This is a genomic window from Methylobacterium sp. Leaf117 (assembly GCF_001422985.1).
GTDB lineage: Bacteria > Pseudomonadota > Alphaproteobacteria > Rhizobiales > Beijerinckiaceae > Methylobacterium.
In genome coordinates, this window is sequence record NZ_LMNL01000039.1 from 34,105 (window position 1) to 47,495 (window position 13,391).

16 protein-coding genes are annotated in these 13,391 nt (G+C 68.8%); 11 read left to right on the top strand and 5 right to left on the bottom strand.

The window, feature by feature from the left end; translation table 11 throughout:
* Positions 1–61: 61 nt before the first annotated feature.
* Complete coding sequence (locus ASF57_RS23005) at positions 62–481, bottom strand: helix-turn-helix domain-containing protein (protein WP_056220741.1); 420 nt, start codon at positions 479–481, stop codon at positions 62–64.
* A 69-nt stretch (positions 482–550) separates the two neighbouring features.
* Between ASF57_RS23005 and ASF57_RS23010 the strand changes: the two genes are divergently transcribed.
* The 10 genes from ASF57_RS23010 to ASF57_RS23055 all read left to right on the top strand — a co-directional run bounded on the left by ASF57_RS23010 (position 551) and on the right by ASF57_RS23055 (position 10,786).
* Entirely contained in the window at positions 551–1,300 is a 750-nt protein-coding gene (locus tag ASF57_RS23010) for a cation transporter (protein WP_056220744.1), read from the top strand.
* A 43-nt stretch (positions 1,301–1,343) separates the two neighbouring features.
* On the top strand, positions 1,344–2,330 hold the full coding sequence (locus ASF57_RS23015; protein WP_056220747.1) for a cation diffusion facilitator family transporter: 987 nt from the start codon (positions 1,344–1,346) through the stop codon (positions 2,328–2,330).
* 181 nt (positions 2,331–2,511) lie between these two features.
* The gene (locus ASF57_RS26545; RefSeq protein WP_056488029.1) at positions 2,512–2,757 is read left to right on the top strand and encodes a hypothetical protein; all 246 of its coding nucleotides are present in this window, start codon (positions 2,512–2,514) and stop codon (positions 2,755–2,757) included.
* A gap of 65 nt (positions 2,758–2,822) precedes the next feature.
* A complete protein-coding gene (locus ASF57_RS23025; protein WP_244477083.1) occupies positions 2,823–3,185 on the top strand; it encodes a hypothetical protein in 363 nt (120 codons plus the stop codon).
* 140 nt (positions 3,186–3,325) lie between these two features.
* The gene (locus ASF57_RS23030; protein WP_056488032.1) at positions 3,326–4,693 is read left to right on the top strand and encodes an efflux RND transporter periplasmic adaptor subunit; all 1,368 of its coding nucleotides are present in this window, start codon (positions 3,326–3,328) and stop codon (positions 4,691–4,693) included.
* An 11-nt stretch (positions 4,694–4,704) separates the two neighbouring features.
* The gene (locus ASF57_RS23035; RefSeq protein WP_056488034.1) at positions 4,705–7,950 is read left to right on the top strand and encodes a CusA/CzcA family heavy metal efflux RND transporter; all 3,246 of its coding nucleotides are present in this window, start codon (positions 4,705–4,707) and stop codon (positions 7,948–7,950) included.
* A gap of 4 nt (positions 7,951–7,954) precedes the next feature.
* Positions 7,955–8,521 (top strand): hypothetical protein, encoded by a 567-nt coding sequence (locus tag ASF57_RS23040; protein WP_056488037.1) that lies wholly within the window; start codon positions 7,955–7,957, stop codon positions 8,519–8,521.
* A gap of 48 nt (positions 8,522–8,569) precedes the next feature.
* Positions 8,570–8,836, top strand: a complete 267-nt coding sequence (locus tag ASF57_RS23045) for a metal-sensing transcriptional repressor (protein ID WP_056488040.1) — start codon at positions 8,570–8,572, stop codon at positions 8,834–8,836.
* A 10-nt stretch (positions 8,837–8,846) separates the two neighbouring features.
* On the top strand, positions 8,847–10,172 hold the full coding sequence (locus ASF57_RS23050; protein ID WP_056488043.1) for an MFS transporter: 1,326 nt from the start codon (positions 8,847–8,849) through the stop codon (positions 10,170–10,172).
* Positions 10,173–10,519: 347 nt separating this feature from the next.
* Positions 10,520–10,786, top strand: a complete 267-nt coding sequence (locus ASF57_RS23055; protein WP_056488048.1) for a hypothetical protein — start codon at positions 10,520–10,522, stop codon at positions 10,784–10,786.
* Positions 10,787–10,878: 92 nt separating this feature from the next.
* Here ASF57_RS23055 and ASF57_RS23060 read toward each other — a convergent pair whose 3' ends face one another.
* Entirely contained in the window at positions 10,879–11,613 is a 735-nt protein-coding gene (locus ASF57_RS23060) for a DUF4396 domain-containing protein (RefSeq protein WP_156376317.1), read from the bottom strand.
* Positions 11,614–11,627: 14 nt separating this feature from the next.
* Positions 11,628–12,377 carry a glutaredoxin gene (locus ASF57_RS23065; protein ID WP_056488053.1) on the bottom strand — a complete coding sequence of 250 codons (750 nt, stop codon included), beginning with the start codon at positions 12,375–12,377 and terminating at the stop codon, positions 11,628–11,630.
* Between the two features lie 136 nt (positions 12,378–12,513).
* Between ASF57_RS23065 and cueR the strand changes: the two genes are divergently transcribed.
* On the top strand, positions 12,514–12,954 hold the full coding sequence (gene cueR / locus ASF57_RS23070; RefSeq protein ID WP_056488056.1) for a Cu(I)-responsive transcriptional regulator: 441 nt from the start codon (positions 12,514–12,516) through the stop codon (positions 12,952–12,954).
* On the opposite strand, the gene ASF57_RS27335 is transcribed toward cueR, so the two are convergent.
* Together ASF57_RS27335 and ASF57_RS23075 are read right to left on the bottom strand one after the other, a co-directional pair.
* Positions 12,935–13,066: a hypothetical protein gene (locus tag ASF57_RS27335; protein ID WP_280138776.1), complete on the bottom strand. Its 132-nt coding sequence runs from the start codon at positions 13,064–13,066 to the stop codon at positions 12,935–12,937. The genes cueR and ASF57_RS27335 overlap by 20 nt on opposite strands.
* 101 nt (positions 13,067–13,167) lie before the next feature.
* The gene (locus tag ASF57_RS23075) at positions 13,168–13,383 is read right to left on the bottom strand and encodes a heavy-metal-associated domain-containing protein (RefSeq protein WP_056488059.1); all 216 of its coding nucleotides are present in this window, start codon (positions 13,381–13,383) and stop codon (positions 13,168–13,170) included.
* Positions 13,384–13,391 lie beyond the last annotated feature (8 nt).

The following is a 13,391-nucleotide window of genomic DNA, read 5'->3' on the forward strand; positions in this document are numbered from 1 at the left end:
GTCCCATCCCCAGCGGGACAGGTTTCCGGCCCTGAGCTCGCCCCGGGTCTTCGGGTCGGCCTCAGTGGCTCCCGTGCGAGCACTTTCCGTGATCGGACAACGTCTCGATCACCCGGCATTCGCCGACGCGGCCCTGGCCGCATTCCGAGATCATCCGGTCGAGCTCGCCCCGCAGCGCCATGAGACGCTCGATCCGCCGGTCGACCTCGGAAAGGTGGCGGCGGGCGATCAGGTCGACGTCGGCGCATGACCGGTCGGGGTGCGCGTTCATCGTCAGCAACTCCCGGATGGCGTCGACCTCGAAGCCGAGCTCGCGGGAGTGGCGAATGAAGTTCAGCCGCGCGACATCGGCCTCGCCGTAGCGGCGCTGCGACCCGGCCGACCGGGGCGGTACCGGCATGAGCCCAACCTGCTCGTAGTACCGGATCGTGGGTACCTTCACGCCGGTCCGCCGGGACAGCTCCCCGATTGCGATGTCCATGATTTTCCGCTTGCACCTCTAGCCGCTAGAGGTTGTAGCGTCGCCTCCGACCGATGGGAAGGAGACGTGATGAGCGAGCATTGCTGCGGGACGACCAAGGCCGCCGCCTGCTGTTCCCCTCCCGAGCTCGCGTTCCCCGGGACCCCCACGCAAACGCCGGTGCACGACAAGGCCGGCGGCTCATGCTGCTCGGGAGGCGTGCCGGTCTTCGACGGCGTCGACCCACGCTACAAGGCCGTCCTCTGGACGGTGATCGGCATCAACGGCGCGATGTTCGTGACCGAGATGGCGGCAGGCCAGCTCGCCGGCTCGCAGGCGCTCAAGGCCGACGCCCTCGACTTCCTCGCCGACACCGTCACCTACGGGCTGAGCCTCGCCGTGATCGGCGCATCGCTGGCAGTCCGCTCGAAGGCGGCCCTGTTCAAGGGCGCTTCGCTGTTCCTGATGGCGCTCTGGGTCTTAGGCAGCACCGTCTACCAGACGATGGTCCTCGGCGTGCCCAGGGCGGAGGTCATGGGCGTCATTGGGGTCTTGGCGCTGGCTGCGAACCTCGGATCGGTACTCCTCCTGCGTCGCTACAAGGACGGCGATGCGAACGTGCGCTCGGTCTGGCTGTGCTCGCGCAACGACGCCATCGGCAACGTCGTGGTCATGGTCGCCGCGCTCGGGGTGTGGGGTTCCTCGTCCGCCTGGCCCGACCTCGCCGTAGCGGCGGTGATGGCGGGGATCTTCCTGACCTCGTCTGTCCAGATCCTGCGGCAGGCGTGGGCCGAGCACCGCGAAGGCACCGTCGCGACCCATCCCGCACCGGCCGAATAGCCCCCCGCAATCCATCGACCGACACCGCCACGAACAGGACGCCATGACGACGCACGACGCACACGCCGGCCACGATCATGGATCGCATGACCACGAGGCCCATTCGGCCGAGGGCCATGCCGGCCATTCACACGGGCCGGGCCATTCCCATGCCCCCGCGAGCTTCGGCAAGGCGTTCGCCACCGGCATCGCCCTGAACGTCGGCTTCGTCGCCGTCGAGGCCACCTACGGGGTGCTGGGGAACTCGATGGCCCTGCTGGCCGATGCCGGCCACAACCTCTCGGACGTGCTCGGCCTCGTGGTGGCCTGGGTCGCCATGGTGCTGGCCAAGCGCGCCCCGAGCGCCCGCTACACCTACGGGATGAAGGGGTCGTCGATCCTGGCGGCCCTGTTCAACGCGGTGTTCCTGCTGGTCGCGGTCGGCGCCATCGCCTGGGAGGCGATCCAGCGCTTCGGCGAGCCCGTCCCAGTCGCCGGCAAGACCGTGATGGTCGTCGCGGCGGTCGGCATCCTGGTGAACGGCATCACCGCCTGGTTGTTCGCCTCGGGCGCCAAGGGCGACATCAACATCAAGGGCGCCTTCCTGCACATGGCCGCAGACGCCGCCGTCTCGGCGGGCGTGGTCATCGCCGGCCTCGTGATCCTGTATACCGGGTGGACCTGGCTCGATCCCGTCGTCAGCCTCGCCATCGTCGCGGTCATCGTCTGGAGCACCTGGGGACTCCTGCGGGACAGCCTCACGCTGTCCCTCGCCGCCGTCCCGCCGGGCATCGATCCGGCCGCCGTCCGCAGCCATCTCGAAGGACTGCCCGGCGTCACCACCCTGCACGACCTCCACATCTGGGCGATGAGCACCACCGAGACCTGCCTGACCGCCCATCTCCTGATGCCCGGAGGACGTCCCGACGACGTCTTCCTCATGAACGCGGCCGCCGGCATCAAGGAACGGTTCGGCATCGGCCACACCACCCTGCAGGTCGAGACGAGCGCCGACACCGCCTGCGCCCTCGCTCCCGCCAACGTCGTCTGAGCCATCGGAAACATGCCCGACCCGAAGGGGATGCTCCAACCTGTGCGACCGGAGGAGCCCTGTATCCGCGTCGCAAGACATCGGTCCGGTGCTTCCGGCCACCGATGGATGAACGGCGGTTTCATGCCTCGTTCAACCGTCGGAGCCGATCCTGACGGCATCATCCCTTGAGGAACGAGCCATGCGTGTCCGCATCCCAGTCCTGGTCGCCGTCAGCCTGATCCTCGCTCCGGCCGCTGCGTCCGCCCAATACTACGGCGGCGACTTCGACAGGCGCGGAGACGTCCATGTCGACCGCTACCACCACGGCGACCACGACGATGTCGTCATCCACCGGCCGCATCGGGATTACGGCGACCGGGCGTACTACGGGGAGCGTGGGTTCTACGGCGAGCGCAGGCACCACCATCATCACGACGACTATTGAGGCGCGAGCCACGTCTCGGGTCGCCCGGCATGTACGGGTGGCCCTGAATCGTTCATAAGGCGACCATGACCACGGGACCCCGGATCAGGGCCTACGAGACGATGCGCGGCTGGTGGGCGACCACCGTCCGCGCGCTCTCGCTCGTCCTGGTCATGGCGCTCGTCGTCCCCGGCGCGATCCATTCCGCCGAGGCTCACCGGTCCGTCAGCCACGAACTCTCCATGTCGGCCCCGGCGGACGGCTCCAGGCCGGACCACGCCGATACCTGTCCGGCCTGCCATGCCAATTGCGGCTGCCACCAGGCCCTGAACGTCGACGGGACGCCCACGCTGCCGTCCCGCGGGACCGCGCGCGCCTCCTACGCGACCGTGACGACCCCCATCGGATCGGTCTCGCCCGACCGCCTTCCCAGGCCGCCTCGCGCCTGAGGCGACGTCGCCACGTCCGTGGCGCGTCCCGGCCGGCCCCCCGCGGGCCCCGGCCGCCTCACCATCGCGATTACCCAGTACGGGACCGTCCCTGACCGCACGAGCGGCGGCGACGTCCCTGGCGGACCTGGCCCATTCCCATGCGTGCATTCCTTTCCGTGGCCTTCCTGGCCATCGGCATCGCCATCGGCGGTGCCTTCCCCCGTGTGTCCGAGGTCGTGCAGGGCGCGCTCGCCGCCGCCGGCCTGACGAACGCCCGGGCGACGCTGCAGACCAACGCAGCCATGACCAAGCCGGCGACATCCGCAGCCGACGATGGCCACGAGCATGCCGACGACGAGCACAAGCACTCTGAGGGCGAGGCCAAGCCGGAAGCCGGAGGCCACAAGCACGCCGAAGGCGAGGCGCACGGCCACGACCAGGAGGGCGAGGGCAAGATCAAGATGTCCGCCGAGCAGGCCGCGGAGCAGGACATCAAGCTCGCCACGGTCGAGGGCGGCATCCTCTCGCGCCATCTCTTGGTCCCCGGCACCATCGCCCAGGACGCCGACCGGATCGCTCGCGTCCCCGTACGGGTCGTCGGCACCGTGGCCGAGATGCGCAAGCGCCTCGGCGAGGAAGTCGCCAAGGGCGAGGTCGTGGCCGTCCTCGACAGCCGCGAGGTCGCCGAGGCCAAGAGTGACTTCCTCACCGCGACGGTCAAGGCGGACCTGGAGAAGACCAACTTCGACCGCCAGCAGGCTCTCTGGGACAAGCGGATCTCGGCAGAGTCCGCATTCCTGAACGCCAAGGCCGCCTACTCCGAAGCGACCCTGCGCGTCGATCTCGCCCGGCAGAAACTATCTGCCCTGGGCCTCAACGCGGCCGAGGTCGCCACCTCCGCCAAGAAGGACGAGACCACCCCGAACCTGTCGAGCCTGCGCCGCTACGAACTGCGCTCCCCGCTCTCAGGCCGCGTGGTCGAGCGCAAGGTCGACGTCGGCACCGCCGTCGGCAAGGAGGGCGACCCGGCCGACGTCTACACCGTCGCTGACCTGTCCTCCGTCTGGATCGAACTCGCCATCCCGACCACGGAGCTGTCGAAGGTCCGCGAGGGCGCCAAGGTCACCATCGTCGGGGGTGACGACGCCTCCCGCGGCGTGGGCAAGGTCGTCTTCGTCAGCCCGATCCTCAACCCCGAGACGCGCTCGGCCCGGGTCATCGTCGCCCTGCCGAACAAGGAGATGACCTGGCGCCCCGGGACCTTCGTGACCACCGAGGTCGAGATCGCCCGCGACCCGGTGAAGGTGCGGCTGCCCAAGTCCGCGATACAGACCATCGGGGCTGAGAAGGTCGTGTTCGTCCGCACCCTGGAGGGCTTCGAGCGCCGGGACGTGACCATCGGCAAGGCCGACGACGACGCCTTCGAGATCCTGACCGGCCTCAAGCCCGGCGACGAGGTCGCGGTGGCCAACTCCTTCGTCCTGAAGGCCGAGCTCGGCAAGGCCGAAGCCGACCACGACCACTGAGGGCGGCCATCATGATCTCGAAGATCCTCGACTTCTCCGTCCACCAGCGTTGGCTCGTGGTGCTGCTGTCGCTGCTGGCGGCCGGCTTCGGCGTGTTCTCGCTGACGAAGCTGCCCATCGACGCGGTGCCGGACATCACCAACAACCAGGTGCAGATCAACACGACGGCGCCGTCGCTCTCCCCGGTCGATATCGAGAAGCAGGTGACCTACCCGGTCGAGACCGCGCTCGCCGGGATCAAGGGCCTCGAATACACCCGCTCGCTCTCGCGGAACGGCTTCTCGCAGGTCACGGCCGTCTTCTCCGAAAAGCTCGACATCTACTTCGCACGGCAGCAGGTCGCGGAGCGGATCGGCGAGGCGAAGTCGACCCTGCCGCCGGGGGCCGAGCCGCACATGGGCCCGATCTCCACGGGCCTGGGCGAGATCTACATGTGGTCGATCCACTACGCGAAGGCCGGGGAGCGCAAGGTCTCGCCCGACGGCAAGCCCGGCTGGCAGGGCGACGGGAGCTACCTGACCCCCGAGGGCCAGCGGCTCACGACAGAGCTCGAACGCACCGCCTACCTGCGCACGGTCCAGGACTGGATCATCCGGCCCCAGGTGAAGACCGTGCCGGGGGTGGCCGGGGTCGACAGCATCGGCGGCTTCGACAAGCAGTACCACGTCCAGCCCGACCCGATGAAGCTGACCGCCCTCGACCTCTCTTTCGCGGATATCGGCCGGGCCCTGGAGGCCAACAACGCCAACCAGGGCGCCCGCTACCTTGAGGACAACGGCGAGGGCTACGTCGTCCGCGCCGCCGGCCGCCTGGAGACCATGGAGGACATCGCCTCCGTCGTCGTCACCACGCGCGGCGGGGTGCCCGTGCGCATCTCCGACATCGCCGAGGTCCGGATCGGGCGCGACCTGCGCACGGGCTCGGGAAGCGAGGACGGGCAGGAGGTCGTCATCGGCACCGCCCTGATGCTGATCGGCGAGAACAGCCGCACCGTCTCGGCCGCCGTCGACGCGAAGATGACCGAGATCCGGCGCACGCTCCCCCCCGGCGTCGAGGCCCAGACCGTCCTCAACCGGACGCTGCTGGTCGAGGCGACCATCCGCACGGTCGCCAAGAACCTCGCCGAGGGCGCCGCCCTGGTCATCGTCGTCCTGTTCCTGCTGCTCGGCAACATCCGGGCGGCCATCGTCACGGCGCTGGTCATCCCGGTGGCGATGCTGATGACCATGACCGGCATGGTCCAGGGCCGCATCAGCGCCAACCTGATGAGCCTCGGCGCCCTCGACTTCGGCCTCATCGTCGACGGCGCCGTCATCATCACCGAGAACGCCTTGCGCCACCTCGCGGAGCGCCAGGGGGAACTCGGGCGCAAGCTCGACCTGGAGGAGCGCCTCGTCACCGTCCGCGCCTCCGCCGAGGAGATGATCAAGCCGTCCCTCTACGGGCAGGCCATCATCATCCTCGTCTACGTGCCGCTCCTCACCTTCACCGGGGTCGAGGGCAAGATGTTCGAGCCGATGGCGCTCACCGTCATCATCGCCCTCGTCTCGGCGTTCGTGCTGTCGCTCACCTTCGTGCCGGCGATGATCGCCATCGTCATCACCGGCAAGGTCACGGAGAAGGACAACTTCATCATCCGCGGGATCAAGGCCGCCTACCGACCGGTCCTCGGCGCCGCCCTGCGGGTCCCGATGACGTTCGTCGCGGTCGCCCTGGTGCTGCTCGTCGGCGCCGGCTTTCTGTTCAGGGGGCTTGGCCAGGAGTTCATCCCGCAGCTCGACGAGAAGAGCATCGCGCTGAACGCCCAGCGCATCCCCTCGACCTCCCTGACCCAATCGCAGGCGATGCAGCTGAAGGTCGAGCAGGCCATCAGCAGATTCCCCCAGGTCGCCTACGTCTTCTCCAAGACCGGCACCGCGGAGGTCGCCTCCGATCCGATGCCGCCGAGCTCGTCCGACACCTTCGTCATCCTGAAGCCGCAGGAGGAATGGCCCGACCCGGACCTGTCCAAGGCCGACCTGCAGGAGCAGGTCGAGAAGGCCCTCGGGGCGCTCGCGGGCAACGTCTACGAGTTCTCCCAGCCGATCCAGCTTCGCTTCAACGAGCTCCTGGCCGGCACCCGCGGCGACCTCGCCGTGAAGGTGTTCGGCGAAGAGTTCGAGCCAATGCTTAAGGCCGCCAACCAGGTCGCCACGATCCTGCGCGGGACCGAGGGCGCCGACGACGTCAAGGTCGAGCAGACGGCGGGTCTGCCGTTCCTGGAGATCAAGATCAACAAGACGGAGGCGGCCCGTCTCGGCCTGAGCACGTCCGCGATCCAGGACGTCATCGGGGCGGCCATCGGCGGACGGGAGGCCGGCATGGTGTTCGAGGGCGACCGTCGCTTCCCCATCGTCGTGCGCCTGAACGACAAGGTGCGAGAGGACCGCGAGGCGCTGGAGAACATCCCGGTGCCCCTGCCTACGGGACCGAACGGACGTGCCGCGTCGGTGCTGCTGAAGCAGGTCGCGAGCTTCTCCGTCACCGAGGGGCCGAACCAGATCTCGCGCGAGAACGGGCGCCGGCGGGTGGTGGTCACCGCCAACGTGCGCGGCCGCGACATCGGCTCGCTCGTCGCCGAGGCGCAGGCCAAGGTCGCATCGGGGGTCCAGCTTCCGGCCGGATACTACGTGACCTGGGGCGGCCAGTTCGAGAACCTCGCCTCGGCCCGGCAGCGGCTGATGGTGGTCGTGCCGGTGTGCTTCTTCCTCATCTTCCTGCTGCTGTTCTCGGCCCTGAACTCGGCGCGTGACGCCCTCCTGGTGTTCAGCGCGGTCCCCTTGGCGCTTACCGGCGGCATCGCCGCCCTGTGGCTGCGAGGCATGCCGTTCTCGGTGCCGGCGGCGGTCGGGTTCATCGCCCTGTCCGGGGTGGCGGTCCTCAACGGCCTCGTGATGCTGACCTACATCAAGCAGCTCATCGCGGACGGGCGACCCCGGCGCGACGCCATCCTGGAGGGCGCCATGACCCGGCTTCGCCCGGTGGCGATGACGGCCCTGGTGGCATCGCTGGGCTTCGTGCCGATGGCGCTGGCGACCGAGACGGGGGCCGAGATCCAGAGGCCGCTCGCGACTGTCGTCATCGGCGGCCTCATCAGCGCGACCCTTCTGACGCTCGTGATCCTCCCCGCCCTCTATGCCCTGTTCGCCCGGACCGCGACGGTCGGTTCGCAGGCCCGGGTGGCGGAGCCCTCGGCGCACCTCAGAGCCGCGGAGTAGCCCGATGCCGTGCCGTCCAGCGCTCGCCCTCGCGGCATGGGCTGCCATCGCGACGCCGGCGGCCGCTTCGGGCGACGAGGCACCGTTCGGTCTCTCGTGGGGACCGGTGGACCGGATCGCGCCGCCTTCGATGGTCGACCGCGAGGCGAACCTGACCGGGCTGTTCTACTTTCATGACCGGCCGCTCGCCTCGGGCACCGACACGGCCCAGGTCATCCTCGTCGTCTGCCGGGACCAGGGCCTGCAGCAAGTGGTCTGGGTCGGGCGTCCGCTCGGCGACGTCGCCGCCGCGTCGGCGTGGGAGGCAATGCGCCGGGAAGGCGTACGGCGCCACGGCGAGCCCCGCACGGGACCGGCTGGGAACGCCCTGGAATGGCCGGAGGCGCGGACCACCCTGGCGATGCGAATGCGGGACGACGGCACCCGCCTTTTGGTTATGACGGTTTCGGGTCCGGGGTTCGCGGCATGCTCGCAGGTTCACCGCGCCGCCACCGGCCATCCGGCCGAGGCCCACGTCACCGACCTGCTCGGCGAAAACGGACCGCAGGCCGGCCACGACACGCCGCCGTAGCGAGCGCCGCCGATTGATGCATCCCCTCCGGGGGGATAGGATCATGGGATGGAACATGCCTCGCATCCGGACATCGTCAAGCGCCTGAAGCGCGCGCACGGCCACCTCGCCGGGGTCATCGCGATGATCGAGGAGGGGCGGCCCTGCGTGGACCTCGCCCAGCAACTGCACGCGGTCGAGAGCGCCATCACGAACGCCAAGCGCGTCCTCATCGAGGACCACATGGAGCACTGCCTCGTGGACGGCGTCGGGCAGGGAGGCAAGTCCACCAAGGACGCCCTCGCCGAGTTCAAGCTGCTCGCGAAGTACCTGTGAGGCGCGCCCGATGCTGAGCGTCCTCGCCCACCGCACCTACCGTCACCTGTTCGCGGCCCAGGTCATCGCCCTGATCGGCACGGGCCTGCTCACGGTCGCCCTCGGGCTTCTGGCATTCCGGATCGCCGGTGACCGCGCCGGCACCGTCCTCGGGACGGCGCTGGGCATCAAGATGGTGGCCTACGTCCTCGTCGCCCCGGTGGCCCAGGCCTTCACGAGCCGGTTGCCACGACGCGCATTCCTGGTGGGCACGGACCTCGTCAGGGCCGGCATCGCGCTCTTGCTACCCTTCGTCGACCAGGTCTGGCAGATCTACGCCCTGATCTTCGTCCTGCAATCGGCCTCTGCGGCGTTCACCCCGACCTTCCAGGCCACCATCCCGGACATCCTGCCGGACGAACGGGACTACACCCGCGCCCTCTCGCTCTCGCGCCTCGCCTACGACCTGGAGAACCTGCTCAGCCCGACCCTGGCGGCCCTTCTCCTGACGGTGGTGCCCTACAACGCGCTGTTCGGCGGCACGGTCGTCGGCTTCCTGTGCTCGGCGGCCTTGGTGGTGTCCGTGACCTTGCCGACCGCCACTCGGTCCGACCCGCATGGCGGCGTCTACGACCGCACGACTCGGGGCCTTCGGATCTACCTCGCGACGCCGCGCCTGCGCGGGTTGCTCGCCCTGAACCTCGCGGTCGCCGCGGCGGGCGCGATGGTCATCGTCAACACCGTGGTGATCGTGCAGGGACTCCTGGACCGGCCCCAGGCCGACGTGGCCCTCGCCCTCGGCCTGTTCGGGGGCGGCTCCATGATCGCCGCACTGACGCTGCCGCGCCTGCTCGACCGGCTCCCGGACCGCGCCGTCATGATCCCCGCGGCGGCCCTGCTCGGGACGGTGCTCCTCGGCGTCGCCGCCATGACATGGGGCGGTACCATCGGATGGCCGCTCCTGCTTTCGACCTGGCTCGTCCTCGGCACCGCCTATTCCGCCGTCCAGACGCCGACCGGACGGCTCCTGCGCCGGTCCGCGACCCAGGAGGACCGGCCCGCCGTCTTCGCCGCGCAGTTCGCCCTGTCCCATGCCGCCTGGCTCGTCACCTATCCGCTCGCGGGTTGGCTCGGCGCATCGGTCGGAATGCCGGCGACGCTCGCGGTCCTCGGTGCCCTGACGCTCGCCGGGGTTGCGGCGGCGGCTTGGACGTGGCCGGCTGCCGATCCCGACGTGATCGAGCATGCCCATGCCGACCTCGCTCAAGGGCACCCGCACCTTCACCAGGGCAAGCGCCATGCGCACGCCTTCGTCATCGACGACCTCCATCGGCAGTGGCCCGCACGCGCCGGATGATGGAAGGGACGCAAGGGGATGTTCCCCGGAGGCCCGTAGGCTTCCTTCGACGTCCGGGATGCGCGGCGCTGGTGCCGTCACCGTTCGGACGATCCCGCAGGTGCATGCGGAAGAGGGGCGAGGACGGGTGATCCGGTCGAGCCGGCGCCCCGTCGAGGCGGGCGGCGCCCCAAGTCGGCGCGAGGGCCCGCGGGGCCGAAGCGACCGTGGGAAGAACGTTCCCTTATCCATGCTCGGCCCAGGAGTACGAACCTCGCGGAACGGTCCAGGAAGCATGGCCGTTCACAGGTGTCGCCGGATTGGTCTCTGACCCGATCCAGGCCACCAACAACCTGAGAGGAAGCCCGATGAGGAAGTCCCTGTTCGCCGTCGCCGCCCTGGCTGCGCTCGGCGCCATCGGCATCGCCGCACCTGCGTCCGCCGCTCCCGGCATGATCGGCGCCGTCGATGCCACGACCAACGTCGTCGACGTCCGCATGGACGGCATGCACGGTCACCGCGGCCACGGCCGCATGATGGGCCATCGTCACGGGCACCGCCACATGATGCGCCACCATCACCACCGCGGCCACATGATGCGCCACGGTCATGGTCATCGCCACCACCGCATGTGATCGTCCAGGGGTCCTTCGGGGCCCCTTATCTTTTCTCGATTGAAACGACGGACCTCAAGGCAAGCAGGTCGCACGGCCTTGCGGGAGCGAACTTACATTCGCTCCTTGATGCCGGAGCCGACGAGCCACCAGTTCACCGGGTAGCTGGTCAGGAATCCGGCGACCATGGCAACCTGCATGGCGAACCAGAACTCGACCGAGTTCACCGGCGCACGCTCCCCGGCAAGGTGCGGGAACAGGACGAACTGGGCGAACGCCATGAAGCCGTACATGCCGACCTGCCAGGCGATCAGCGACAGGGTGTCGGCCTTGAGCGCGGCAACGATGCCCTGGCCGGGGGAGAGCCCACGCATCGGGACGATGGCGTAATACTGGAACACGATCCCGAGCCCGAAGGCGAAGACGAAGTCCAGCACCCAGACCGCGTACATCTTCTCGTCGAAGAGCGACTGCCAGCCGAACCAGACAGCCACCGCCGGCACCAGAAAGGCGAGCCACTCGGCGGCGACGTCGCCCAGCATGCAGCCGCTCCCGCAGTGGAGCGCGCCCTTGCCCACCATCACCGGGAACGGCGTTTGCGTCATGTTCGGCGGCTTCTCGTCCCGCTCCATCGCGCGGTGATGCGTCTCCATGGTCGCGAGGCGGCCATAGCGAAAGTAGGCCCAGACCACGACCACCGTCCCGAACAGGGCGCTGACCGGCCAGACGACATTCATCACGGTCATGTGCTGTGGATGCCGGATGACCTGCACCGACAGAAGGATCGAGCAGGCGGCACCGAGCAGCAGTGCCAGGACCGAGAGCGCGTGGAGCCAGGAGGGGAACATCGTGGCCATGCCGTTCAATGCCCCATCGCCAGCATCCAGACGGCCATGGCGACCATCATCACGTTCTCGGTCAGCGAGACGAAGCCGAGCGGCACCTTGCTCGACCCGCCGACGCAGGCGCACTTGATCTCGCGCTTCTCGACGTAGACCGCCTTGAACACCGAGACCGCGCCGATGGTGCCGATGAACAGGGCCACGGGGATCGACAGCCAGTTCAGGGCGCCGGCCACCATCAGGACGCCGGCGATGCCCTCCAGGAACGGGTAGGCGTAGGCGTAGCGCACCCAGCGCTTGGCCAGCAGGTCGTAGCCGAGGAACATCGACGAGAAGGTCTCGACGTCCTGCAGCTTCAGGAGGGCAAGGACGCACATGCTGAACGCGATGAACCACTCGGCCGCCCGGACCGTCAGGGGCGTGCCGTACACGGCGTAGCTCGCCGCGAGCGCCATCAGCGCCGTCATCGAGAACACCGCCACGACCGGCGTATAGGTCGTCGCGTTCGGGTCGTTGGCGGCCTGGCCGAAATGCCGCCTGAGGTCGTCGAAACCCCCGACGCGCTCGCCGTTGATGAGGGTCTGGGGCGTCGACTTGACCGCATGCTCGGCCTTGAAGCGGTCGGTCTCCTCGCGGGTGGTCAGCCAATGGTCCTCCACCTGGAAGCCCTGGCGTTCGAGGAGGTCCTTCGCCTTGAGGCCGTAGGGGCACGTGTGCTGCGGCATCATCATCCGGTACAGGACGGCCTTGCGGGACGCGGTGGCTTGCATCGGAAACTCCGTGGGTTGTCGGCCGGGATGCCGTCCGTTCGTCACCCTGAAAGCGACGGACCAGCTGCGGCCGATTGGGCTTGCGGGCCTTCCTGCACCTTCCCATTATGGGAAGGTCAACGGAGGGGCTCTCACGATGAACATAGGCGAGGCGAGCCGGGCCTCCGGGGTCTCGGCCAAGATGATCCGGCACTACGAGAGCATCGGGCTCGTGCCCCGTGCCGACCGCCAGGACAGCGGCTACCGCGATTATGGTCCGGAGGACGTCCACCGGCTCGGCTTCGTCCGGCGGGCCCGGGATCTCGGCTTCTCCCTGGACCGCATCCGGGTGCTGCTCGGGCTGTGGGGCGACCCCAGCCGCACCAGCTCAGAGGTGAAGGCCCTGGCCTTGACCCACATCAAGGAACTCGAAGGAAAGGCCCGCCACCTGCAGGAGATGGCGGATGTCCTGCGTGGCCTCAGCCTCGCTTGCGACGGCGACGAACGCCCGGATTGCCCCATCATCGCGGGCCTGGAAGGCGGCCCCCGCCTGTCCTCCAGGCATTCCCGCGATTGGCCTACCTCGCATTCTTCCTGAGCCATGCCTCCCTCTCGCCGACCTTCTCCCGGTCGTCGATGATCGTCCCAGCCATCGCCCCGGTGGCCGGGTCCTTGGCATACTTCATCACGCCCATCTCCTCGTTGGGCATGGAGCCGCTCGGTAAAACTCGCAGCCGGTGGTCGGGTCGTAGGGCGCCCTCATCTGCACCGCGCCCTGTCAATCGGAACGCAGGTTTCCGCTGCCTGTCGATCAGGCCGCGAGGGGCAAGGTATCGGCCCCGTAGCCAGTGGCCCGGACGGCATCGACGAAGCGTCCAGCCGGGGTGCCAGCCGCGCTCGTTATCGCGACCGTGCCGGTGGCGAGATCGACCGCGACGGTTGCGCCGGCATCCACGGCGTGGATCGCGCGGGTGACCGACTTGGCGCAACCGCCGCAGTTCATCCCGATGACCTTGATCTCGAACATGACGACTC